This is a genomic window from Pedobacter paludis (assembly GCF_003173575.1).
In the GTDB taxonomy this organism is placed as follows: domain Bacteria; phylum Bacteroidota; class Bacteroidia; order Sphingobacteriales; family Sphingobacteriaceae; genus Pedobacter; species Pedobacter paludis.
Map to the genome: position 1 here is coordinate 296,256 of NZ_QGNY01000004.1, position 25,971 is coordinate 322,226.

A 25,971-nucleotide genomic window follows, 5' to 3' on the forward strand; every position below is an offset into this window, starting at 1 on the left:
CCATTTTCTGCTTAAAAATATCTGAATATTTCATATTAATCTTATTTTGCTAAATATTTGCAAACCCCAAAAACATATCAAAAAAAAAGAGCTAATCTGTTGAAAATAAGTAAAATACAGTTATATTATAATACTTATAAAATTTTATCTGCGAAAGTTATTTAATTCGGCTTTGCGCAATGCGTAAATTTAGATGTTACCAGCAATTTTAAGACGACACATTGCAAGAAATGAATGCCTTTACGATAATAGCAACCTTAATACTTTATGGACTGACATTTCTATGCTTTTTCATCCCGTTCAAAAAAGGACAACGTCAGACTGGATATATCGCAGGAGGAACTTTAGCAGTAATAATAACTTTGACACTAATCGGAAATTTAGACTTTCTTGTAATTTTTATTTGGCCCCTGATTATTATGTTCCAAATAATTTTCATTTCCTATTGGACTTTTACTGCCTTTAATAAAAAGAAAACAGGACTGGTATTATCGACAATTCTGACCATTGGATTTCTTCTTCTTATAATGCAACCTTGGATTTTAGACTGGACATTTAGCAAGAAAGATGTGACCAAAATTCTAAGCTTTCATAATATAGAACTAAAAGACGATTTCAAAATTTTAAAGAACGAAGCAGGAGGTTTCAGAGACTACTATGAAACATTTACGCTAAAACTATCCGACAGTGATTTCAACCGTATTTCCCAGACGATAAAGACATCTAATCATTATAAAGGACATTTTACAGACTATTCTAACCTTCCGTCAGCAGACTACAAAACTACTGACACAATTGACTTTGAAACAGATAATCATTTTGAAAGAGAGTATTGGGCAAATAAAAAAATGGAAAATGGGACATATCACTTTCGATTTCAATTAGACAAAAAAGACAAAGAATTAAGCTACATTGGAAGTGATGAATAAAAAAAACTGCTGGTAACACGGGTTTTGCGTCAGGCTGGCTGACGTGCAAACTTGGAGCTTTATGCTCCTATGAAACATTAGTAATAAATTGAAGTTTTGTGCTCCGAAACCCGCCCGAACGCAAAGCCCCGAAACGTTAGCTTTTATTTCACCCCACGACACAACTAAACTGAACAAAAAAATTAATGAAGAAACTATTTACAATCCTTTCTATTCTACTTACAACTCTCTCGGCATTTGCACAAGTTGACAAGAACTCGGATTTATACAAAACAATTCTAACAAATGACAGTTTGCTTTTTGAGGTTGGTTTTAACCATTGCGACATCAAACAATTTGAGAAATTGTTGAGCGACAACCTCAAATTTTATCACGACAAAGACGGAATTTCTGACAAAACAAAGTTTTTAACTGACTTAAAAAATGGAATTTGCAATAACCAAACCAATCGCCAAGTTCAGCGATTTTTAGTAAAAGAAAGCACCGAAATATTTCCTCTTTATAAAAATGGGGTTCTTTATGGTGCAGTTCAGAATGGCGAACATAAATTTTCAGAAAAAAGAGAAAGTCAAGGTGGAATTGCAAAGTTTACCAACGTTTGGCAATTAGAAGACCATGAATGGAAACTAACAACCTCATTTAGTTTTGACCATCAACCTGACGAAAATAAAAAAGTCGAAAAATTAATTTTTGACAACGAAACTGAAATTGAAAATTGGCTGAAAGAAAATAAAGTTCCGACTTTGGGAATTGGAATTATTGAAAACGGTAAACTACAACAAGTAAAAGTTTTTGGCGAAATTTCAAAAGGTATTTCAGCGCCATTTAACACGATTTTTAATGTGGCTTCTTTAACTAAACCTGTTACAGCACTGGTTGCCTTAAAGTTGGTGAGTTTAGGAAAATGGAATTTAGACGAACCCATTTACAAATATTGGACTGACCCGGATATTGCCAACGACCCACGCAATAAGAAACTTACAACGAGAATTATTTTGAGCCATCAAACGGGATTTCCGAATTGGAGATATATGAACGAAACTAAAAAACTTAATTTTCAATTTGAACCGGGAACCAAATATCAATATTCGGGCGAAGGAATGGAATATTTACGAAAGGCAATTGAAAAGAAGTTTAATAAATCATTACAACAATTAGCCTATGAACTTATTTTTCAACCCTTAAAAATGACCGATACAAAATATGTTTGGGACAAGAATGTGGACACAGCAAGACTTGCAATTGGCTACGACAAAAATGGAAATACATACGAAACGGTAAAGAATACAACACCTAATGCAGCAGACGATTTATTGACAACGATTGAAGATTACGGAAACTTTTTGGTTAGTGTTATGAATGGCGATGGTTTATCAAAAAATGTATTTCAAGAAATGACCAAAAACCAAGTAGCAAGTACAAAAGGAAAGCATTTTGGATTAGGTTTTGAAATTTATGATTTAGGAAATGGAGAAATGGCATTGTCTCATGGTGGTTCAGACAATGGTGTTCAAACAATAGTTTTTATTTTGCCAAAAACCAAGCAAGGACTTTTGATTTTTACAAATTCGGACACAGGTGGGAACATCTATGAACGTTTGATAAAACATTATTTAGGCATCAATGGACAAAAAATAGTTGACATTGAAACAAAATAATACCTACTGCCAACATCGGTTTGGCAATAGTGGGGATGAAGTGCTTCTATGAAACATTTATATTAAGTTCAACTTTTGGGATTCTATTGAACTTTTGTACTAAATTCCGCCACATCGCTAAGCCGAAAAACGTTATAAACAAATTTAAATGGCAGCAACCCAAGACATAAGAGACATTTTTTCAATCCTTCATGATGGGACAATTTCTGGCTGCACAGGTGACAAAGAATTGCTGACTTTAACTGTGGATTGTGAATATTTAGCCGAACGAATTGACAAGTCATTTGACCTGTTTTATGTTTACCTAATTAATGTGAATAAATTAGAACTCGATCCATGGACAAATCCAATTGACTTGCCTACAATTATTAAGAAAGACTATCAAGAAATTTTTAAAGCAGGACTTGAAATACTTTCAGCAGAGATTAAAGATGACGATGTTGTAATAACTTGTAACCAACACGACACAAGTTTTGACTATTTCGGTGGTAATTTGACAATAAATAGTCAGGCAATAAAAGTGTCTGACCAAAATAAAAACGAATTGACAATAGAACAGTTCGGAGAAATATGTAAAAACTATTGGAAGGGATGGAGCAAGAAATAAAACCAGCCTATAATAATCATTTGGAAAAAGCGGTGGTTCAGTGGTTTATTGAACATTCTAACTCGCATCAACTGTGGTGTTGGCTTGATATTGTGGTTCTTCTAAATCCGCTTCTTCGCAAAGTCCCAAAACGTTGGTGGCAGGCTGACAAGTCACACTTTAAACAAGTAAATTTAAGTTGACAAATAATGAAAATAAATTTAACTATTGCAGGCAGACTTAGAGAAGTGCTACTTAATGGGCATTGGATTGCTAACACAAATTACAAGGAACAATTAAATGAAATAAGTTGGCAACTGGCTATACAAAAAGTGGGCAATTTGAACACTATTGCAGCTTTGACCTATCATATAAACTATTATTTAGCGGGACTATTGAGAGCTTTTGAAAATGGAAAACTTGACATTAGCGACAAATATAGTTTTGATGTTCCACAAATTAATTCGGAAACAGATTGGAATAAATTGGTATCAGACTTTTTGTACAACTCTGAGCAATTCATAAATCAAGTGGAACAAATGGATGACAGCATTTTTGATCAACCATTTGTGGATGAAAAATATGGCAATTATTTACGAAATATCGAAGGTATCATTGAACATAGCTATTATCATTTGGGACAAATTTCTTTGATCCGAAAAATAGCAATGCCAAACTTAACATAAATATATTTAACCAGACATTAGACTAAACAATGGACAAAGGCTAAATAATACAAACATTATTAACAACGAATAGACAACCTGCCACTTACAGGGGTTTGCAAATGGCGCTAACGAACAAAGGCTCCAGTTCAGTTTTTCAATTTAACATTAGTACAAAGGTTGGGCTGAAGTTCGCTGATTTCCCCACCATCGCAAAGCCCCTAAACGTCAGCAGTATTGGTAAGACAAACCTAACTCAAGAACAACCTTTTACAATATGGCAACAAAAAATAAAATAGACGAACAAAACGACTGGACAAGGAGAAAGTTTTTGGCAACAATGTCAGCAGTAAGTGCAGCAATTATTGTTAATCCCATTTCATCTTGGGCTTCGTTGAGCGATGATGAAAAAAAAGTAGCTGAGATTGTTGCTGAAACTTTCGGTATTGATACTCATAATCACATTGATGTTCCATTAATTTCGTCAGAATTACCGGGGCCCAAAATTGATTTAATCGGACAAATGAAAAATTCTGGCTTATCTGCCCTTGTTATGACATTTGCAGTAGACTATCAAAGATTAACTGAAGTAGGACAAGCTTATGAACGATTTTTAAATGGACTTACAGCAATGGATACGGTTCTAGAGCTTAATAAAATGAAACGATCTCTCAATTTTTCTGACATAAAAAATGCACATAAAACAAAAACACCAACTGTAATTCAATCGGTGGAAGGCGCACACTTTTTAGAAGGAAAAATTGAAAGACTTAAAGTTGCTTATGACCGAGGATTAAGACATTTAACATTACTGCACGATAATGACGCATCCGTTCCTTTAGGCGATATTTTTACAAATCCGCCAAAATGGGGAGGAATTACCACTTTTGGAACGGAGGTAATTAAAGAATGTGAACGACTTGGAATTTTGGTTGACCTTTCGCACTGCGACAATAATACCATTAACGGTGCATTAAAAGTTATGACAAAACCATTCATCATTTCTCATTCAGGTTTAGATACACGTTTGGGTGATAATGAATTTATGGCAAAAATGATGAAGCCAAGATTAATCAGTAAAGAACAAGCTAAAATAGTTGCCAATACAGGTGGCGTAATTGGCATTTGGACACATCTAGCGGATACACCAACAGCATTTGCCGACAACATAAAAGCTATGGTGGATATTGTGGGAATTGACCATGTTGCTATTGGTACAGATACCAAAATGACACCTGCCTATCGTTCACCAAATGATAAATGGGAACAACCTAAAGAAAGGCCAAAGCAGAACAAGAATGACAGCAATTTCAACAATGATGATAAGCCAAAAGGCAATGAAAATAAAAATCAAGGTGGCGATACTACCAATACCGTTTGGGGAAACCAAAAAAAAGGCTTTTATTTTACAGTTGTTGAAGCTTTGCTAAAAGCAGGCTACACCCGAAAAGAAATTGGAAAGATAGGTGGTGGAAACTATTTGAGAATATTTAACGAAGCAACAAAGGGACATTGATAAAGCCACTACCGCTAACGGGGATTTGGCGGCATGGAGCTGAAGAACAAAGGCTCAAATTCAGTTTTTCAATTTAACATTAGTACTAAGGTTGGGCTGAAGTTCGCTGATTTCCCCACCTTCGCCAAGCTCAGAAACGTCGGTGGCTACTTCAGCTAATCAATAAAATTCTATCTATTTGTCAAATTTAGTTATGAAATAACGAGCTATAATTAAGTTTGTAAAGAATTAAAAACTTAGATGAAAAAGAAAAAATCCATTCCCGTAAACAGTTTCAATGAAAAGTATAGAGAAGGGATTATCATTGCGAGAGCCTCATTGAATGGTTTACCAAATTCAAAAGAAATAGAACAATCTCATAGAGATGAAGGGCACTTATTTATCTTACAGGAAGAAGGAACAACATATATTGAAATAGACTTCCAAAAACATAAAATTAAAGCACCTGCCCTTATCTATATAAATCCTAACCAAGTACATCGTCTAATAAGGTTTGAAAATGCAATAATAGGGACCTGGATGATAACAGGCGAAAATCTTAACAAAGAATACATAACCTTATTAGAAGATCTTACCCCGGTAGAATTTCTATCGCTAAAAAAAGATTCCCTATCCATTATTTCAGAAATGCTCTTTCTCTGCATAAAACTTTCTGAGAGAAAAGACGAAAAGCTCTATTACTCCATCCTTAAAGAAAGCTGTAACACACTCGTGGCTTTGGTTATATCTCAATATTTATCATTATCCAAATCAACCTCTCAATTATCACGTTTTACAATTATCACTAAGACGTTCAAATTATTACTGGAACAAAACTATTTGGAAACTAAAAGTCCAGCTGAATACGCAAAAAAATTAAACATATCAACTGCTTATCTGAATGAGTGCATTAAAACCGCTACCGGCTATCCTGTTTCATACCAAATACAAAAGCGTGTTATATTAGAATCACAACGTATACTCTATCATTCCAATAAATCTATAAAAGAAATATCTAATGAATTGGGATATGATGACTGCTCCTATTTTATACGGCTCTTTAAAAAAATTACAGGAATGACTCCAACTGCATTTAGGAGCAAAAACCTTAATTAGTCCTATATTCACCCTGTATTGACCTTTTAAAGCCCTATCGTATCAGGTACTTTTGCAGTATCAAATTTAAAAATAATAGACATGGAAACATCAAAAGTAGATCAGCCCGGATACGTATTGCGCTTTAAGGCGAAACCAGGCAAAGGAGACGAATTATTCAAACTATGTAATGACTTACATTTTACTGGAGATCCAGATGGGCCAGTAAATTGGGTACTTGCTCGTTCAGTTGAGGACCCTAACATTATGTGGGCATTTGAGTTCTACCGCGATGATGCTTCATTTGACCGTCACTATTCCAACCCTGATCTTGATGAGGGGCATAAACGGGTTATGGATTTGCTTGCTGAAGATGCCGATGAATTGGGCATCCGCGAACACATTCGTATAGCTTATTCTAGCTAAGAGAAAAAGCTTCCACCAGCCACAGTATGGCAAAATGGTGGATTCAGTTCTAAATTGAACATCGGATTTCTAATAAACGTTATGTAAATTGAAATTTGTGATTCTAAATCCAACAAAACAACAGAAAAATTACGACAGTATTGGAGAATTTAGGGCAGAGGTAAAGATGTCTATCATTTCTACAGACTGCCAGCGGATTTCTGAAAAATTTAAAGCATTCTATTGATCACAGGATGCTTTTTTTATGCTTAAAATTTAAATAAATTTGAAATCGTAAAAACGCTATGGACCATGAATCTTCAAGAAACACTATCCACCCTTGAATCTCTCGCAGACGAGAAGGTTCGTAAGCAACATCTAAAAAATGGAGCTCGCGAAAATCTTTTTGGCGCTAAAATGGGCGACATTAGAATACTGGCTAAAAAAATTAAATCTGACCATCCATTAGCCTTAGAACTGTGGAAAACCGAAAATATTGATGCTCGAATGTTGGCCATTTTAATTATTAAACCAAAGGATTTATCGCCAGAGGAAATCGAGAATATGGTATCTTCTGAACAATTTGCCTGGGCGGCAGATTGGTTTTACAATTATATTGTTAAGGAATATCCCAACAAAGAACAATTTAGAGAAAAATGGATGAACTCGAGCGATAAAATGCTAGCTCGTGCTGGCTGGAGTTTAACCAGTGGCCGTATAGCTAGAGCGCCTGAGGGGATAAACATTTCGGCAATCCTTGACAGGATTGAATCTGAAATGCCGAATTTGCCCACAGAAGTTCAATGGACAATGAATTCTGCCTTAGTGCAGGTTGGTATTCATCATCCAAACTATAGAGCAAGGGCATTGGCTATTGGAGAAAAACTAGGTATTTATCGTGATTATCCAGTTTCAAAAGGCTGTACCTCTCCTTTTGCTCCTATTTGGATAAACGAAATGGTTAGCAGACAGAAATAGCATCTACATAAATGGATAACCATCGAAATGAACTTAGAAGAACATTATTCAAATCTTTATAAGGATTCATATAAAAAAATATCAGATGGAGATTATACAATCGATCCTCTAATAGATGTTTTGGACGATTATAGATTTGGAATAACCATAGTTGCCCGACCAAGTCTTTCAGTTAAAAATAACATTCAAAATTTTCTTACAGAATTAAAAGCGATAGATGGCAATCAATACTATTATCTAAATTCTGATCTCCATATTACCGTAATGTCTCTTATTTCCTGTTATACCGGCTTTAATTTAAATCAAATTTCTGTTCCGAAATATATTGAGCTGATTAATAAGAGTTTATCAGGAATAAAAAGTTTTGCAATTCATTTTAAGGGTCTTACACTTTCACCATCTTGCGTAATTGTTCAAGGTTTTTTTGACGATGATACGTTGGAAGATATCCGAAATAATTTGCGAATAAACTTCAGAAATTCTGATTTAGAACAAAGTATTGATAAACGCTATTCCATCCAAACTGCACATTCAACCGTTGTTCGATTTAGGAAAGAACTTGAGGAAAAAGACTCTTTTTTAAACATGGTAGAAAGATACAGAGATTACAATTTTGGTTCTTTTAAAGTCGAAAACCTGGAGTTGGTTTATAATGATTGGTATCAGAGAGAGAAGTTTGTTAAACATTTACATTCCTTTAACCTGAGATAGAAGGGTTTTATTTCACCAAACTCTTGCAAATTTGTTTAATTAAACCAGGTCCTTCGTAAATAAATCCAGTATACAGCTGCACCAAACTTGCTCCGGCATCCAGCTTATCCTGAGCATCTTTAGCCGAATGAATTCCGCCTACTCCAATAATCGGAAAAGCTTTATGCGATTTCTCTGAAAGATATTTAATTACTTCTGTCGAGCGTTCTTTAACGGGCTTACCGCTTAAACCACCCATTTCTCCTGATAAGGTTTTTTCTGTAGCTAGGTTTTCTCTGCTAATCGTTGTATTGGTTGCAATAATGCCAGCAATGCCAGTTTCGGCAACAATTTCGATTATATCATCCAGTTGCGCATCGGTTAAATCGGGTGCAATTTTCAATAGGATTGGTCGCGAGAAATCATTTTTCCGATTGCGCTGCTGAAGCGTATTTAAGATTTTTTTAAGTGGCTCTTTTTCCTGTAACTCACGCAAACCAGGTGTATTTGGTGAACTTACATTCACCACGAAATAATCAACAACATCAAATAACCTATCGAAACACTTAATGTAATCGCTCACCGCATCTTCATTTGGTGTTGCTTTATTTTTACCAATGTTTCCGCCAACCACAATTTCTGGATGTTTATCCTTTAACAAACGCAAACGTTCTGCCATTACATCAACGCCCTTGTTGTTAAAACCCATTCTATTAATTAAGGCTTCATCATTTGGTAAACGAAACATGCGTGGTTTATCGTTTCCGGGCTGAGGCATTGGTGTAACTGTACCAACTTCTATAAAACCAAAACCAAGATTGCTCAGGGCTTCTACATATTCGCCATTTTTATCGAAACCCGCAGCTAAACCAACAGGATTGCGGAACTTAATTCCAAAAACCTCTCTTTCCAAACCTTTAATGTGAACATCAAAACTGCTTCGAATAATGGTTTTTCCTAAAGGGAATTTATCATTAAACCATTTTAACCGCTTAACAACGAAATAATGTACGTTTTCTGGGTCAAATTTAAAGAATATTGGTTTAATAAGGCGATACATGCAACGAAGATAAATAAAATATGGAAGATGGAAAAGGGAAAATGGCTAAGAGAAAGGTAAAACGGAAAATGGAAGACGGACGATGGAAAACAACAAACTGCATTTATCACATCCTATATTTTCCATCGTCCGTTTTACATTTCCACATCTTCCATCCTACATCGTCCCTATCCCATTTTCCATCTCTTAGTATGCTGCGGTAAATTGTTCTTGGTGATGAGCATTATTTTCCAGTTCATCTGCCAATACAATAGATAAATCTTCTACCGATAAAATCGAGCGGCCTTCCTCATTAAATACTGGCGAAGTTTTTCCTAAACGATATTTCCCTGTACGACCGATGGTAATCCCAGGATGCATTTCTATTGCAGGACTAAAAAACAACCAATCCAACTCTTTTTCTTGTTTTAATTTGTTGAAGTAATCCCTAACCGCAGATGCACCTGGATAAATCTCTTTTGGAAATTGTGGCCCATCTACCAACTGATTTCCATCAATTTGCAATGTGCCTGCACCACCAATAAAAATGTAACGCTTAACACCAGATGCTTTAACCGCTTTCTGAATGGCTTCTGCGCCCGCAACTGTATCATCGTAAAGGTTTGGATTAGTCCAACCGGCATTAAATGCACTGATAACCGCATCAGCTCCTTTTAAAGTCTCGGCCAATTTTTCGGTATCTAATACATCTACAGCAACTTTGGTTACTTTCTCATTTGTACTTTCAATTTTTTTTGTATCGCGGGCAATTGCGATTACTTCATTTCCACGACTAACTAATTCAGTTAAAAGGGCTTTGCCTACAAATCCTGAGGCACCTATTAATGCTACTTTCATGTTATAATTTTATTTATGATTTAAATTTTAATTAATTGTAATGTATTTTGTTACAGTTTTATATAAAAAAATTTTATTTAAACTTCAATGCAAAATCTGCAAGAGTTTGTCTCGATAAATTTTCGATCAAAGCCTTTTCAGCATCATCATAAAGTGTATTTAAATGCTGGTTGATCTGCCTTCCCACCGGGCATTTGGGATTCGGCTCATTTTTACTTTGCCCCAATATATTACTGTTTTTAACGGCTTTATAAACCTCTCCCAGATTAATATCTTCAGCACTTTTAGCCAAAAAAGAACCGCCACCCTTTCCTTCCTTACTATCTACAAAACCATGTTTGCGCAAGTTCATAATTTCTTTACGAACCAAAACAGGGTTTATATTAATGCTACCCGCAAGATATTCCGAACTCACAACTGTTCCACTTGCATCATCGAGCAAAGTAAGGATATGTAAAGAAATTGGAAATCTGCTGTTGTTCATTCTGTAATTATTTTTATTACAGTACAAATGTAGGTAAATTTTAATGAAAACCAAATTTTTTGCGAAATAAGTTTACCGACTAAAGTTAAGGGCATTGAAATGCATGTTTACCACTACAGCTATAAAATAATTGCAGTATCGGTTTAAAGGATGTAATTAAAGCAATTGTCTAAATTTGCAATCCCGGCTAACTGATAACCTGCTAAAAATCTTATCATGTCCAATTTGATTTCAAACTAACAAAAAGCCTTTAAATTTCGTACTTTTGCACCCGAAATGATTTCAATAAATAATTTAACATTCCTAATTGGCTCAAGAGCCTTATACGATGAAGCAAATTGGCACATTAAACCGGGCGATAGAGCTGGGTTAATTGGTGCCAACGGGACCGGAAAATCTACACTTTTAAAAATAATTGTTGGCGAGTACGCACCTACTTCAGGTACGGTTTCCATGTCTAAAGATTTGAAAATCGGATACTTGAACCAGGATTTACTTTCTTACGATTCTCACCATAGCATTTTGCATGTGGCCATGGAAGCTTTCGAGCGTCAAAACCAATTGCACGATGAAATTGAAGAGTTGCTTAAAAAAATCGAGACAGATTACAGCGAAGAGGTTTTATTCAAACTGAGCGATAAACAGCAAGAATTTGAGGCTTTGGATGGATACAACATCGAGTACAGGGCAAATGAAATTTTAGCAGGTTTAGGATTTAGCACGGCAGATCAATTGCGCCCGCTAAATACCTTTTCAGGAGGCTGGAGAATGCGTGTAATGCTCGCAAAAATTCTTCTTCAAACGCCAGATATCTTATTACTGGATGAGCCAACCAACCATATGGATTTACCATCAATTAAATGGTTAGAAAACTATTTAATGGGTTTTGAAGGTGCAATCGTAATTGTATCACACGATAGATATTTCCTGGATAAAATTGTAAACCGTACAGTAGAATCTCGCAAGGGAAAATTAAATGTGTACGCGGGCAACTACAGCTTCTATGTTGAAGAAAAAGCTTTACGTGGAGAAATTCAAAAAGGTGAATTTAAAAACCAACAGGCTAAAATCAAACAGGAAGAGCGTTTAATTGAGCGTTTTAAAGCCAAAGCAAGTAAAGCCAAAATGGCGCAATCTCGAATGAAGGCTTTGGATAAATTGGAAAGAGTTGACGATGTTGATGATGATAACCCAACGGTTAATTTCGCCTTTAAGTTTACAAAACCTTCAGGCAGGCATGTAGTGCGCATTGAGCACGCAACAAAACACTATCCTAATGTTCATATTTTGGAAGATGCTGAAGCTGTAATTGAAAAAGGCGATAAAATTGCTTTAATCGGCGCCAACGGTAAAGGTAAATCTACTTTGTTAAGAATGATTGCCGGAGCTGAAAAATTTGAAGGTTTTTGTGAAACAGGTCATAATGTAACCACAACATTTTTTGCCCAGCACCAATTGGAATCTCTCCATTTAGACAATGCAATTCTAGAAGAACTACAGGCTTTTGCACCTAAACATTCTGATACAGAACTAAGAAGTATTTTAGGATGCTTCCTATTTACTGGCGACGATGTTTTCAAAAAAATTAAGGTACTTTCTGGAGGTGAGAAATCGCGTGTTGCCTTGGCAAAATCTTTAACAACAGATTCTAATTTCTTGATTCTTGATGAACCAACCAACCACTTGGATATCCAATCGGTTAATATACTAATTCAAGCTTTACAGCAATTTGAGGGCACATTTATTGCAGTATCCCACGATAGATATTTCTTAGATAATGTAGCCAATAAAATCTGGTTTATAGAAAACGAGCAGATTAAGCAATATCCGGGCACCTATGCCGAATATGAAGAATGGAACAGTAAACGGGTTATCCCCGCTTCTAAACCCATTCCAATTAAAATGCCCGAGAAAGTTAAAGAACAACCAAAACCAGTTGCACCAAATACAGCAAATCAACTAAAAAAGCTGAACGAAGAATTAAAGAAAACAGAAACTTTGATTTCAGAATTGGAGCAAAACGTTAAAAATATCGAAGCAGAGTTGGCAGATGAAAATGTTTATGCCAAAGCAGATAAATTAGCTGAAGCAAACAAACGCTACTTAGCAACCAAAAGTGATTTGGATAAAAGCCAAAGCAGATGGGAAGAATTAGCCGGAGAAATAATGGAATTAGAAGGATAATATTAATCTTTCATAATACAGCCACAGAAAATATTCTGTGGCTTTTTTGTTTTTAAGACCTCACCCTACCAAAGCAAGAAGGCAGGCAAAACCTGTAACCTCCCTTTCCTTGAAGAGAGGGTTTTGGGGTTCAGTCCTTAAAACCCACAGAATAATTTAACTCTTTACATTACTAAAGCCCGAAGGTTAAAAGCAATAGCTTTGTTTCCCGCTCTTCAAGGAGAGGGAGAGCGCTATAAAAACAAAAACCACAAACTTTAATAGGGTGAGTTTTTTTTTACTGCCTAACCCTATCAAAGCAAGAAGGCAGGCGTAACCTGTAACCTCCCTCTCCTTGAAGAAAGGGTTTTGGGGTTCGGTACTTAAAACCCAAAGAATAATTTAATTCTTTACATTACTTAAGCCCTAAGGTTAAAAGCAATAGCTTTGTTTCCCGCTCTTCAAGGAGAGGGAGAGCATTGTACAAACAAAAACCACAAACTTTAATAGGGTGAGGTTTTGTCAATCTCCAATAAAACTTTACTTTTATCCATGCAAAAAATATTATTTATAATTTTATTTTTCATCCCTACCCTAAGCTTTGCCCAAACAGATAAAACATTTACTTATGAAAACAAGGTTTATCTGCCCAATATCAAAACCGTTCTCTGCTTCAACAGCAACAAAGAACAAAGTTTGCCAGTTATTCTTTTAAACTCATCAGAAACCATAACATTTGCTTTTGATGATTTACTTGCCGGGACTAAAAACTATTGGTATACGGTTGAGCATTGCACATCAGATTGGCAACCTTCCCGAATTTCGAGCATCGATTATTTAGAGAGCTTTAACGATGACAGAATTATCAATTACCGATATTCATCCAATACCACCAGAAAATATACGCATTACGAGATAAGCCTTCCTAATTATCAAATTAAACCAAAAATTAGTGGCAATTATCTGTTAAAGGTTTATCTAGATGGAGATATAAAAAAGCCTGTTATCTCACAGCGTTTTTATATTGTTGATAGTCAAGTGGCAGTTTCTGCCGAAGTAACCAATTCTATGCAGGTTGCCGATCGAAACTATAAACAAAAAATAAATTTCACGATTAATCATTCCATCCCAATTTCAAATCCTTATCAGGATCTGAAAGCTGTGGTGATGCAGAATTTCAACTCCAATACGGCACAAATTAATACCAAGCCAGCTTTTATTAGACCAAACCAATTGGTTTATAATGATTTAAACACCAACGATTTCTGGGGCGATAATGAATATCGAAAATTTGACACCAGAAGCTTACGCTATAAAGCCGATAATGTAAAGGATATTTTTAGAGATAATGAATTAGTAAATGTAATGCTGTTTCAAGATATACCAAGGAATATTGGTGCATTTGCAAATCAGTATGATGAAAACGGAAATTTCTTTGTTCGAAATACCGATGGCCGCGATGATAGAACCGAATCAGAATATACCGGCGTTCTGTTTACGTTGAATGCTCCTGCCCCCAGTGCTAATGGCGATGCCTACGTGGTAGGAAGATTTAATAATTATACCTTAAGCAACGAAAATAAATTGCTTTATGATGCAAGTAGAAAACAATTCTATGGAAACATTTTGCTTAAACAGGGGCTTTATGATTATGAATATGCCTGGCAAGATAAAACGGCCAATACAGTAGAAACAAAACCATTCGAAGGTGCATTTTTTCAGACCGAAAACAGCTACCAAATCTTTATTTATTATCGCAGACCAGGTGCCCGTTGGGAAACTTTGGTAGGTTATGTAAATTTGAGTAATAAGCCTTCTGATAGAAGATAAAACCTTTTACTAATCGGAATAATTGTCAATTCTACCTTTATTGTTACACAAAATTTCTTAATTTAAAACCAGAGTAATTACTTTAGTAATCAGATTATTGAGAAAACCATAAATGCCGATAAAAAAGGCATTTTCTAACCAACTATTATGTTTAAAAAGTTAATCGCTTCGGCATTAATCCTATTTCCTTGTGCCTCTATTTTTGCGCAGGGCGATTCAAAATCTTATGTTCAAAATATTAACGGAACAAAATTAACTTTTGAAATGCTTGCCATTCCTGCAGGAAAATTTAAGATGGGAAGCAAGCTGGGCAAACCTGATGAACAACCCATCCACGAAGTGGAACTTGATGCCTTTTGGATTGGAAAATACGAAGTTACCTGGGATATTTTCGAGCCATTTCTTTATCGTGATTATGAACAAAAAGCAAGCACTGAAAAAATTTCTGCAGAAGTTGATGCCGTAACCCGGCCAACTAAACCATATCTCGATATGACTTTCGGTATGGGCAAAGAGAATCAGCCCGCATTAGCCATGACTCAATACAATGCCATACAATTCTGTAAATGGCTTTATGTAAGAACAGGGATTTTTTATCGCTTACCAACAGAAGCTGAATGGGAATATGCTTGCAAGGCAGGCACCAATACAATTTATTCTTTTGGTAATGATGCCTCAAACCTTAAAGATTATGCCTGGTATAAAGAAAATAGCAGCAATAAAACCCATCCGGTAGGACAAAAAAAACCGAACAGCTGGGGCTTATACGATATGCACGGAAATGTTGCCGAATGGACTTACGATCAATACATCCCCGATTTTTACAAGGTTGATAAAACTGCTAAAAACCCTGTCGCCATTCCAGAAAAGCTTTACCCAAATACAGTTCGTGGAGGATCTTACGATGAGGTTGCTAAGAATTTAACCTCAACGGTTAGATTACCATCCGATCCATCCTGGAAACAACTTGATCCGCAAATTCCAAAGAGCAACTGGTGGTTTCCTGAAGCACCTTTTGTTGGAATGAGATTGGTAAGACCTGTTAAGGTTCCATCAAAAGAAATGATTGAAGCTTACTATAATAAATCTCCAATAAAGGATTATTAGTCGAAACATACAAAAACCAATATAAACCTACAAGAATGGAAAAAGAACCACTTACCCAACAAAGAAGAGATTTTTTAAAAGCATCTGCCCTATTGGCCGGCGGTGCAATTATTAGCAGTATACCACTTGCTGGAGCTTATGCATCCGGTAGCGACACCATTAAAATTGCATTAATAGGCTGTGGCGATCGCGGTACAGGTGCAGCATTTCAGGCCCTGAGCACGAAATTCAACATTAAGCTGGTTGCAATGGCCGATGCTTTTCAGGATAGACTAGACAACAGCTATCAAGCATTGAGTTCGAAATTCGCCGCCAAAATGGATGTTCCAAAAGAACGTCAGTTTGTTGGTTTTGATGCTTATTTAAAAGCCATTCCATTAGCTGATGTAGTATTACTGGTTACGCCACCAGGATTTAGACCAATACATTTTGAAGAAGCCGTAAAACAGGGCAAGCAAATTTTTATGGAAAAACCTGTAGCTGTTGATGCTCCCGGGATTAGAAGAGTGTTGGCCGCTGCAGAAGAAGCAAAAAAGAAAAAACTTAATGTTGTTGTTGGTCTGCAAAGACGCTATCAAACCAATTATCGCGAAGCGATGAAACGCATAAATGATGGTGCCATTGGCGATATTGTTTCTGGTCAGGTTTATTGGAACAGTGGTGGTGTTTGGGTGCGTCCACGTACTGCTGGCCAAACCGAAATGGAATATCAAATGCGCAACTGGTATTACTTTAACTGGTTATGTGGCGATCATATAGTAGAGCAACATGTTCACAATTTAGACATTGCCAATTGGGTAAAAAATGCGCATCCAGTTTCTGTACAGGGCACTGGAAGCAGAGCTTGGAGAACGGGCAAAGATTATGGAGAAATTTATGATAATCACGCTTTAGAACTTACCTATCCAGATGGCGCTGTAATATACAGCCAATGTAGGCATTTTGAAGGTACTAGTAATCGTGTCGACGAATCTTTTCAAGGCACAAAAGGAAAAGTTTATTTATCAGGAAGCAATGAAGCCGTGCTTTGGGATGCTAAGGGTAAAGAAATTTATCGCCATGATACAAAGGGAAATAAAAATCCTTACCAAACCGAGCACGACGAATTATTTGAAGCAGTATCAAAAGGAGAATATAAATTTACCAATGCAGATTATGGTGCTACAACAACCCTAACTGGAATTATAGGCCGTTATGCAACCTATTCAGGACAAACAATTAAGTGGGACGAAGCTTTAGCGGCTAACAACAGTTTATTGCCAGATCGCTTAGCCTGGGATGCAATGCCTAAAGTGCTACCTGATGCAAATGGACTATATCCTTATGCAATGCCTGGAAAAACTAAAGTTTTATAGTTTTATATTTAATTAATGAACTATAAAACACTGTTTTTTCTTTTACCGCTTTTGGTTTCATTTTTTTTTAAAAATGAAATAAAGCAATATAAGATAACTGGTTATGCCCAAGGAACAGACTATACTATAACTTATTATGCAACAGATAGTTTAGTTAATAAAGATAACATTGACAGTATTTTAAATGAAATTGATTTATCGATGTCCTTATACAAAAAAGGTTCATTGATAAATCAATTCAATGTGGCTGAAAAGGGAATCAAAACAGATCATTTTATAAACGATGTACTGAAAAGAAGCTTTGAAATTAATGTAGATACCAAAGGGATTTTCGATATAACCGTTGCACCTTTGGTACAGGCTTGGGGCTTCGGGCCAAAAGAAAATAAAATCGAGCCTGACAGCTTAAGCATTATATCCATTTTGAAATGCGTGGGAATGAAAAACCTGACCTTGAAAAATGGTTATTTAAACAAGAACAAAGCTTGTATCCAGATTGATTTAAATGGAATTGCACAAGGTTACAGTGTTGATGTTATTGCCGATTATTTAAGTAAAAAAGGGATTAACAATTATGTTGCCGAATTAGGTGGCGAGCTTAGAATTTTAGGACCAAAACCGGATGGGAAACCCATGAAAATTGGCATTGAGGGACCTGATTCGGATGGAACGCCAATAATAAGGCATATTGCTTCGTTAAATTTTGGTGCCATAACAACATCAGGTAACTATAGGAAATTTCACCAAAACGGAAACCGAAAGATCTCTCATTTAATAGATGCTAAAACCGGCTATCCGTTAGATAATGAAATGATTAGTGTAACTGTTTTTGCAAATGACGCGATTACGGCAGACGGCTATGATAATGCCTTAATGGGTATGCATTTAAATGAGGCAATGAAATTTGTAGAGGAAAGGAAAAATCTCGAAGCCTACTTTGTTTATCACAAAAAAAATGGAGCAGTTGCCGATACTTTAACAACTGGATTTAAGAAAATGATCACCAAATAAATCAGCTTTCAACTAATTAAAACCAACAGATGAAAAGAAGTGAGTTTATCAGAAATACCTTATTTACCGCTGGCGCTTTAACTACCGGAGTGGGAATAACAAATACTTTTGCAAGTGAAAAAGAAATCACTTTTGCAGATAAAACCTTTAATTTAGATTATGCGCCACATCAGGGCATGTTCGAAAACCATGCGGGCAAAAGCTTTTTGGATCAGATTCAGTTTATGTACGATAAGGGATTTAGATCGATAGAAGACAATGGTTTTTTAAATAGATCTGTAGAAGAACAGGAAAAAATCGGAAATTTACTTTCCAAGCTTGGCATGAGAATGGGCGTTTTTGTTGTTGATGGTGGCGATAATTGGAAAACATCCTTAACAACTGGCAAAAAAGAATTTAAGGATAAATTTATTGAAACCTGTAAAAAATCAGTTGAAGCCGCCAAGCGATGTAATGCCAAATGGCTTACAGTTGTTCCCGGTTTTTACGAACGTAATTTACCCTACGGAAATCAATTTGCAAATGTTATTGATGCAATGCGTGCCGGTGCAGAAATTTTCGAACCTCACGGGCTGATTATGGTTTTAGAAACGCTAAGCGATACTCCAGAATTATTTCTTCAAAAAACCAACGAAACATTTGCAGTTTGTAAAGCCGTACAAAGCCCAGCCTGTAAAATTCTATTTGATATCTATCACATGCAGCGCACAGAAGGCGATTTAATTAAAACGATGGATCGTTGCTGGGACGAAATTGCTTATATCCAAATTGGAGATAATCCCGGCAGAAAGGAACCTACCACAGGAGAAATAAATTATAGAAATATTTTCAAGTTCCTTCATAAAAAAGGCTATAAAGGCGTTATGGGAATGGAGCATGGAAATTCCAAAGGCGGAAAAGAAGGCGAATTAGCCGTAATTGCTGCGTATAGAGCGGAAGACAATTTCTTAAGCTAAGTGCTCAACAAAGAGGCATGCTCAACGAAGATTGCCATCCTGAGCCTATCGAAGGCTTAATAAAATGTATTTAAAGCATTTTGACAGGCACAATGTGAAAAAATTTATAAAAATAATTATGATAATACTTCGGTTCGTGTCTCCACGAACCGAGGTATTTAATTAAAATTTATTCAGATTTTAACACCCACACAGAAACGCTTCCTGCGTTACAGTGAAATTCTGCCCAACCGTTTTCATCTATTACAACTTCTTGATCGCGATGCCCTAAAGCATCTATAAAAGTTTTTCCAGAAAATTTATTCCCAATCTCCATTGATTTATAACCTTCATCGCCATTGCTTAAAATTACAGCCAAACCACTGTTTTCATGTTCATCATCGCCAGCTCTTGTCCAGCCTACACAGTTTCCAAAATCAAAATAATCTCTTTGCTCACCATAAGCCAATGAAGCTCTGATTTTGCTCATAATCTCCACCTCTGGAAGTGGTGCCAATTCTATATGCGTATCCTCACCATCCTTATTTTTATCGTCATAAATGCCACCATATAAATCTGGAAAAAACAAACATGGAATTCCCTGTAAACGAAGCAGAATAATGGCATATGCAATTGGCCTAAACCAAAAATCAACATAGGCCTCTAACGCCTGAAGGGGTTGAGAATCGTGATTATCTACAAATGTTACCGCCAATTCTGGTGTAGTTTGCACCAATGTATTATCAAAAATTGTTCTTAAATCGAAATTATTACCTTCCTTGCTTGCAACAAAGAAATTTTGATGCAAGAGCGAATCGAAAATCTGTGTCCGTCCTTCTGTTAACTGAATATACTCTTCTTGTTCAACCGTATTTATAACATCCCAATTTTCTGCAACAACGAAAAAACTGCGGTTGTACTTTGTATTTAAATGATCAATCCATTCTATTATAAAATGTGGATTAATGTGTTTAACTGCATCAAGCCTAAAACCATCTATCTTGGTATTATCTACAATCCATTCTCCCCAATATTTAAGTTCATCGATAACGGCTCTATTTCTAAAATCAATATCGTTAAACATTAAATAATCATAATTTCCAAGCTCGGTAGAGGGTACTTGTTCAAAGCCTTCACCAACAAAATTCTGGATTGAGTAAATGGCAGTTTCCTTTAAATCTTCTGCCCAATCTACTCCACTAAAACATTGATGATCCCAAATAAATTCAGAATATTTCCCTTGTCTTCCAGGAAAATTAAATTTAGTCCAAGCCTCTATCTCAAAAACATCGCTTGTAAATTCGGTCCTATTATCTTCATTAACCGTTCTTACCGAGATTTTCTCCAATTCATCGCCACCTGCTTTGTGGTTAAAAACAACATCAGCCAAAACTTGTATGCCTTGATCGTGTAGAGCATCAATAGCTTTTATATATTGATCTTTTGATCCATATTTTGTTTCAACACTCCCTTTTTGGTCAAATTCCCCTAAATCAAACAGGTCATAAGTATCGTAACCTACAGAATAGCCACCAGCGCTTGCTTTATATGCAGGCGGTAACCAAACCGATGTTATTCCGATTTCTTTCAAGTGCTTAGCCTCAGAAGCTACTTTAATCCATAATTTTTGTTCTTCGTTATAATACCAATGAAAATATTGGATAATGGTTTGGTTTTGCATTATTAAATTTTGGTAAGATAACAGGATATGTTTTCAATTGTTTTTCGAGATTGTAAAAGAGATGTAAAGAGAAAAATCAGATTGAAAAGCTTTATTCCTTTATAATTCGATTTCATAAAAAAAACCTCTTCAAATTTTATTCTGAAGAGGTTTTTGTATTTTAAAGTCCTTTTAAGGGATTTAGCGGTTAAGCATCAATTTTTGCATATTTTGCATTACGCTCAATAAACTCTCTACGTGGAGCAACTTCATCGCCCATCAACATCGAGAAAGTATGATCGCATTCTGCAGCACTTTCAATTGTAGCCTGCAATAACGTACGTGTAGCAGGATTTAGAGTAGTATCCCAAAGTTGTTCTGCATTCATCTCACCCAAACCTTTATAACGTTGAATGTGAACGCTATCTTCTTTACCTGCACCTTTTAAACGTTGTACAGCCGCATCGCGTTGTACATCATTCCAGCAGTATTCGAAATCTTTACCTTTTTTCACTTGGTAAAGCGGTGGCGATGCAATGTAAACATAACCCGCCTCGATTAAAGCTCTCATATAACGATAGAAGAACGTTAAAATTAAGGTTGTAATGTGCGAACCATCAATATCCGCATCCGTCATGATCACGATTTTATGGTAACGCAATTTTGTTAAGTTTAAAGCCTTATCATCTTCTGGCGTACCAATGCTAACACCAATTGCGGTGAACATATTTTTAATCTCATCGTTCTCGTAAATTTTGTGCTCCATCGCTTTTTCAACATTCAAAATTTTACCTTTTAAAGGCAAAATGGCTTGAATATTTCTATCACGACCTTGCTTTGCAGTTCCACCTGCCGAATCTCCCTCTACTAAGTAGATTTCACATTTTACGGGATCACTGTCAGAGCAATCGGCAAGTTTACCTGGCAAACCAGAACCGCCCATTACACTCTTCCGCTGAACCATCTCGCGAGCTTTACGGGCAGCAGCACGAGCAGTTGCAGCTAAAATAACTTTGTTGATGATCATTTTGGCTTCTTTAGGATTTTCTTCCAAATAAGCACCTAATGCCTCTCCAACCGCAATATCTACAGCCCCCATAACTTCACTGTTACCCAGCTTAGTCTTGGTTTGCCCTTCAAATTGAGGCTCTTGAACCTTAACTGAAACCACAGCGGTTAAACCTTCTCTAAAGTCATCACCCGTGATTTCCATTTTAAGATTTTTTAACAAGCCAGATTTATCTGCATAACTTTTTAAGGTACGGGTTAAACCTCTACGGAAACCTGCAATGTGCGTTCCACCTTCATGCGTGTTAATGTTGTTAACATAAGAGTGTACATTTTCCGAATAACTGTCGTTATACTGAAAAGCCAGTTCTACCGGAACACCATTTTTAACCCCATCAATATAAATAGGTTGAGGCAAAAAAGATGCACGGGTTCCATCCAAAAATGTAACAAATTCTTTTAAACCACCTTCTGACTGAAAAACTTCTGAAAGAAAAGTTCCATCTTCCAAAGTTTCACGCTCATCAGTTAGTGTTAATTTAATGCCCTTATTTAAGAAAGCCAGTTCGCGTAAACGACCAGCTAAAGTATCGTATTTGTATTCTGTAGTTTGCGTAAAAATTGTAGCATCAGGACTAAAAGTTACAATTGTTCCACGCTTATCAGTAGTACCTGTTTCTTTAACATCGTAAAGAGGTTTACCAATATTGTATTCCTGCATCCAGATCTTACCTTCACGGTGAACTTCGGCTTTTAAATGCGTAGATAATGCGTTAACGCAACTTACCCCAACACCATGCAAACCACCAGAAACCTTATATGTATCTTTATCGAATTTACCACCTGCGTGTAAAACCGTCATTACGATTTCAAGTGCCGATTTGTTCTCTTTTGTATTAATTCCGGTTGGAATACCACGACCGTTATCTTCAACTCTGATTGAGTTTCCTTCTAAAATTCTTACATCAATTGTATCCGCATGACCGGCCAATGCCTCATCAATTGAATTATCTACAACTTCGTAAACCAAATGGTGTAAACCTTTTACACCAGTATCACCTATATACATCGAAGGGCGCTTACGCACCGCTTCTAAACCTTCTAAAACCTGTATATTATCTGCCGAATAATTTGACTTTAAATCCTGTTCTTCGCTCATATTTTAATTAAAAACAATAAGTATCAAAAATACGCAAATTTTGGCAATTAAACTAATATGTGGATAAGTTTTGGCCTACCACCAAGCAAACAATAAAACGCATTCTAGCTGGTTTAAATAAGGTTTTAGAAAGCAAAACCCGTGTTTCAATCTGGCGTTAGTCCCGCTTTGCATTTCAAGGCCCAAATAAGAATTGGGCGCTTTCCATTTTAATCGGGTTTAGGTAACCACATTTGTTGCTTTTCGGTTGGTTATGTAACCAGCAACCGTAAATATTTGTAAGGAAAAGGCCAATTAAACCCGACATAAGCGAGCACACAGTAAAGCGTTTGGCGGGGGTAACATTAAAATAAAATGCGGCCATTGCTTTTCAAAATATTTAATTCTACAAATAATTGGACTAAGTGGCTGTCTTAATTACGCTTAAATTGCATTTAAAAACTAATTTATATAAGTTTGCTAAAATTTATTAAACAAGAATGGAAAGAAAAACCTTTAAAACCTTTGGTTTATTTGCATCTGCAGCTTTAATTACTGCATTTTCTGCATGTCAAAACAAAGACGCTAAAACTACTGAAACTAAAAAAACAGATAGCACAACCGCAGTTTCTGCCAGCGAAAAAATTGTATTTGTAAACTCAGATTCGTTATTAACAAAATACGATTACTACAAAGATCTTAAAGTTAAATTTGAAGGTAAGTCTAAAAATGCACAGGCAGATATGCAGGCAAGAGGACAAGCTTTTCAAAGAGAAGTTGCTCAATATCAGCAAACTGCAGGCACTTTAGCTGCCGATGTGCGTAAAGCAACGGAAGAGCGTCTGGCTCGTAAACAACAAGAACTACAAACCTATCAGCAAAATGCTGGTGGTGCTTTGCAGAATGAACAGGCAGCGGAAAACGAAAAACTATACGATAAAGTTGCTACTTACCTAAAAGGTTATGCCAAAGAAAAAGGCTATAAAATGGTGTTAACTTATTCTAAAGGAAACAGTGCGATTTTATTTGCCGATGAAAGTTTAGATGTAACATCCGAAGTGATTAAAGGATTAAACGCAGATTATACAAAAAAATAATTTTGATATATTTCAGAAAAAATGCCCCGAACAATCGGGGCATTTTTTTTGCTCTAATATTTACAATATGAAAGATAACGGACAACACGAAGATTTTATGCGAATGGCTATTGCGCTATCCGTACAAAATGTGAACGAGAATATAGGTGGGCCATTTGGTGCCGTTGTGGTAAAAGACGGTAAAGTAGTTGCAAAATCTGCGAACAAAGTAACATCTACAAATGATCCTACTGCGCATGCAGAAGTTTCTGCAATTAGATTGGCCTGTACCGAACTGGGCACTTTTGATTTAAGCGGCTGCGTAATATACACCAGTTGTGAGCCCTGTCCGATGTGCCTAGGCGCAATTTATTGGTCGAGAATTGAAACCATTTATTACGGCAATACAAAGGCCGATGCGGGCAAAATCGGTTTTGATGATAAATTTATTTATGATGAACTGGATAAACCGATGGAAAAACGTTCTTTGCCTGTTTTGCAGTTGCTTAGGGATGAAGCAAGCCATGCTTTTAAACTTTGGGAAACCTCGCCAATGCGGATAGACTACTAAGATGAATTCTTTTTGAAACAAAACGGCAGGTTCTAAAGTCTAACTATAAATAAAACACAATGACTTACGAACAAAAGATAACAAGCGAACTGGATTTCTGGAAGTTTAAAACTTTACAGAAACCTTCGCTTTTAAGCAAGGTTACCGATGGGGTTCAAAAGAAGATTAACAGTTTTATTCCAGATAAGATTCATAATGCCATTACAACTGCAATTAAGCAGATGGTTAAAATGGTACTTTTTGGTTCTACTTTTACAACATCCAAACCAGTAACCGATTTAACTTTAATGCATCGCGAAGCCTTGGTTAAACAGAAAATTGACGCTTATAAAAAAACAGGTGCTGCAGAAGGTGGTATAACAGGTGCCGGAGGATTTTTGATGAGCTTAGCTGATTTTCCCCTATTACTCGGTATTAAGATGAAAATGCTTTTCGATATAGCTGCCGTTTATGGTTATGATGTTAAAGATTACCGCGAGCGTTTATTTATTCTCCATATCTTTCAATTGGCGTTTTCGAGCAAAGCAAAAAGTAAAAATGTGTTTATTAAAATGCAAGATTGGGATAACCAAGCCCATAAGCTGCCAACCAATATTGATGAGTTTGATTGGTTAACCTTTCAGCAACAATATCGTGATTATATTGATTTGGCCAAACTTGCACAGATGCTGCCTTTTGTTGGCGCCGCAGTTGGTGCTGTAGCCAATTATAAATTAATAGAAAAGCTTGGCAAAACGGCTATGATGAGTTACAGAATGAGATATTTTAATTTACAATATCCAATCATCAGTTCTGAAGAAATTAAAAATCTAGTGTTAAAACCCCATTAATCTTCTTTGTCCTCAAAAAGACCACCAATCAAATCATCTGTGTCTCTTCTGTCTTTTTTGGTTGGTCTACCTGTCCCTCTATCTCGTTTTAAATTTGGCGAATGAAACATCGATTTAAATGCGTGCGTTTCTTCAACTGGAGTTAAATCTTTGTATTTGGTGAGGGCTGTTGGAGAATCGGTTCGGTTATAAGATAACTCAACAACTTCAATAATTTTTTTCTCTATCCCTTTAGATACCGAATATATCTCTCCTACTTTTACAATTGCCGAAGCTTTAAGATTTTGTCCATTTAGTTTTACCCTTCCTGCTTTGCAGGCATCTGTAGCCAAACTCCTGGTTTTAAAAAGCCTAATTGCCCACAAATATTTATCAATCCTAAGTTTTTCTGTTTCTGACATTGGT

At 36.1% G+C, this 25,971-nt stretch carries 24 protein-coding genes; 18 read left to right on the top strand and 6 right to left on the bottom strand.

Translation table 11 applies throughout. The annotated features are described in order from the left end of the window. The first annotated feature begins 230 nt into the window (after positions 1 to 230). From DF947_RS12625 to DF947_RS12670, 9 genes are all read left to right on the top strand, one after another. Entirely contained in the window at positions 231 to 929 is a 699-nt protein-coding gene (locus DF947_RS12625) for a hypothetical protein (RefSeq protein ID WP_109930308.1), read from the top strand. Between the two features lie 185 nt (positions 930 to 1,114). After that, a complete protein-coding gene (locus DF947_RS12630) occupies positions 1,115 to 2,587 on the top strand; it encodes a serine hydrolase (protein WP_109930310.1) in 1,473 nt (490 codons plus the stop codon). A 148-nt stretch (positions 2,588 to 2,735) separates the two neighbouring features. Beyond that, positions 2,736 to 3,194 (top strand): hypothetical protein, encoded by a 459-nt coding sequence (locus DF947_RS12635; RefSeq protein WP_109930312.1) that lies wholly within the window; start codon positions 2,736 to 2,738, stop codon positions 3,192 to 3,194. 188 nt (positions 3,195 to 3,382) lie between these two features. Further along, the gene (locus DF947_RS12645) at positions 3,383 to 3,859 is read left to right on the top strand and encodes a DinB family protein (protein ID WP_109930316.1); all 477 of its coding nucleotides are present in this window, start codon (positions 3,383 to 3,385) and stop codon (positions 3,857 to 3,859) included. Between the two features lie 256 nt (positions 3,860 to 4,115). Continuing rightward, positions 4,116 to 5,354, top strand: coding sequence for a dipeptidase (locus tag DF947_RS12650; protein WP_240615373.1), 1,239 nt, complete (start codon positions 4,116 to 4,118; stop codon positions 5,352 to 5,354). Between the two features lie 240 nt (positions 5,355 to 5,594). Beyond that, on the top strand, positions 5,595 to 6,449 hold the full coding sequence (locus tag DF947_RS12655; protein ID WP_109930318.1) for an AraC family transcriptional regulator: 855 nt from the start codon (positions 5,595 to 5,597) through the stop codon (positions 6,447 to 6,449). 81 nt (positions 6,450 to 6,530) lie between these two features. Beyond that, a complete protein-coding gene (locus DF947_RS12660) occupies positions 6,531 to 6,854 on the top strand; it encodes a putative quinol monooxygenase (RefSeq protein WP_109930320.1) in 324 nt (107 codons plus the stop codon). A 291-nt stretch (positions 6,855 to 7,145) separates the two neighbouring features. Beyond that, positions 7,146 to 7,811, top strand: coding sequence for a DNA alkylation repair protein (locus tag DF947_RS12665; RefSeq protein WP_109930322.1), 666 nt, complete (start codon positions 7,146 to 7,148; stop codon positions 7,809 to 7,811). A 27-nt stretch (positions 7,812 to 7,838) separates the two neighbouring features. Next, complete coding sequence (locus tag DF947_RS12670) at positions 7,839 to 8,522, top strand: 2'-5' RNA ligase family protein (RefSeq protein ID WP_109930324.1); 684 nt, start codon at positions 7,839 to 7,841, stop codon at positions 8,520 to 8,522. Between the two features lie 7 nt (positions 8,523 to 8,529). On the opposite strand, the gene DF947_RS12675 is transcribed toward DF947_RS12670, so the two are convergent. The 3 genes from DF947_RS12675 to DF947_RS12685 form a co-directional block, all read right to left on the bottom strand. Beyond that, positions 8,530 to 9,561: a quinone-dependent dihydroorotate dehydrogenase gene (locus tag DF947_RS12675; RefSeq protein ID WP_109930325.1), complete on the bottom strand. Its 1,032-nt coding sequence runs from the start codon at positions 9,559 to 9,561 to the stop codon at positions 8,530 to 8,532. Between the two features lie 186 nt (positions 9,562 to 9,747). Beyond that, entirely contained in the window at positions 9,748 to 10,398 is a 651-nt protein-coding gene (locus DF947_RS12680) for an NAD(P)-dependent oxidoreductase (protein WP_109930327.1), read from the bottom strand. A 73-nt stretch (positions 10,399 to 10,471) separates the two neighbouring features. Beyond that, on the bottom strand, positions 10,472 to 10,882 hold the full coding sequence (locus DF947_RS12685) for an Rrf2 family transcriptional regulator (protein ID WP_109930329.1): 411 nt from the start codon (positions 10,880 to 10,882) through the stop codon (positions 10,472 to 10,474). A 276-nt stretch (positions 10,883 to 11,158) separates the two neighbouring features. Between DF947_RS12685 and DF947_RS12690 the strand changes: the two genes are divergently transcribed. From DF947_RS12690 to DF947_RS12715, 6 genes are all read left to right on the top strand, one after another. After that, the gene (locus DF947_RS12690; RefSeq protein ID WP_109930331.1) at positions 11,159 to 13,066 is read left to right on the top strand and encodes an ABC-F family ATP-binding cassette domain-containing protein; all 1,908 of its coding nucleotides are present in this window, start codon (positions 11,159 to 11,161) and stop codon (positions 13,064 to 13,066) included. 531 nt (positions 13,067 to 13,597) lie between these two features. After that, positions 13,598 to 14,875, top strand: coding sequence for a type IX secretion system plug protein (locus DF947_RS12695; protein ID WP_109930333.1), 1,278 nt, complete (start codon positions 13,598 to 13,600; stop codon positions 14,873 to 14,875). 147 nt (positions 14,876 to 15,022) lie between these two features. Continuing rightward, complete coding sequence (locus tag DF947_RS12700; RefSeq protein ID WP_109930335.1) at positions 15,023 to 15,982, top strand: formylglycine-generating enzyme family protein; 960 nt, start codon at positions 15,023 to 15,025, stop codon at positions 15,980 to 15,982. A 35-nt stretch (positions 15,983 to 16,017) separates the two neighbouring features. Beyond that, positions 16,018 to 17,337 (top strand): Gfo/Idh/MocA family protein, encoded by a 1,320-nt coding sequence (locus DF947_RS12705; RefSeq protein ID WP_109930337.1) that lies wholly within the window; start codon positions 16,018 to 16,020, stop codon positions 17,335 to 17,337. 15 nt (positions 17,338 to 17,352) lie between these two features. Next, entirely contained in the window at positions 17,353 to 18,348 is a 996-nt protein-coding gene (locus DF947_RS12710) for an FAD:protein FMN transferase (protein ID WP_109930339.1), read from the top strand. 29 nt (positions 18,349 to 18,377) lie between these two features. Further along, the gene (locus DF947_RS12715) at positions 18,378 to 19,304 is read left to right on the top strand and encodes a hydroxypyruvate isomerase family protein (RefSeq protein ID WP_109930341.1); all 927 of its coding nucleotides are present in this window, start codon (positions 18,378 to 18,380) and stop codon (positions 19,302 to 19,304) included. A 169-nt stretch (positions 19,305 to 19,473) separates the two neighbouring features. On the opposite strand, the gene amyA is transcribed toward DF947_RS12715, so the two are convergent. Both amyA and gyrB read right to left on the bottom strand, forming a co-directional pair. Beyond that, entirely contained in the window at positions 19,474 to 20,964 is a 1,491-nt protein-coding gene (gene amyA / locus DF947_RS12720) for an alpha-amylase (protein ID WP_109930343.1), read from the bottom strand. A 187-nt stretch (positions 20,965 to 21,151) separates the two neighbouring features. Continuing rightward, positions 21,152 to 23,110, bottom strand: coding sequence for a DNA topoisomerase (ATP-hydrolyzing) subunit B (gene gyrB, locus DF947_RS12725; RefSeq protein WP_109930345.1), 1,959 nt, complete (start codon positions 23,108 to 23,110; stop codon positions 21,152 to 21,154). 479 nt (positions 23,111 to 23,589) lie between these two features. On the opposite strand from gyrB, the gene DF947_RS12735 reads away from it, so the two are divergent. The 3 genes from DF947_RS12735 to DF947_RS12745 all read left to right on the top strand — a co-directional run bounded on the left by DF947_RS12735 (position 23,590) and on the right by DF947_RS12745 (position 25,566). Then, on the top strand, positions 23,590 to 24,186 hold the full coding sequence (locus DF947_RS12735) for an OmpH family outer membrane protein (protein ID WP_109930349.1): 597 nt from the start codon (positions 23,590 to 23,592) through the stop codon (positions 24,184 to 24,186). A 67-nt stretch (positions 24,187 to 24,253) separates the two neighbouring features. Continuing rightward, entirely contained in the window at positions 24,254 to 24,736 is a 483-nt protein-coding gene (locus tag DF947_RS12740) for a nucleoside deaminase (protein WP_109930351.1), read from the top strand. 59 nt (positions 24,737 to 24,795) lie between these two features. After that, a complete protein-coding gene (locus DF947_RS12745; RefSeq protein ID WP_109930353.1) occupies positions 24,796 to 25,566 on the top strand; it encodes an EcsC family protein in 771 nt (256 codons plus the stop codon). On the opposite strand, the gene DF947_RS12750 is transcribed toward DF947_RS12745, so the two are convergent. Then, entirely contained in the window at positions 25,563 to 25,967 is a 405-nt protein-coding gene (locus DF947_RS12750; protein ID WP_109930696.1) for an RNA-binding S4 domain-containing protein, read from the bottom strand. The genes DF947_RS12745 and DF947_RS12750 overlap by 4 nt on opposite strands. Positions 25,968 to 25,971: the final 4 nt, after the last annotated feature.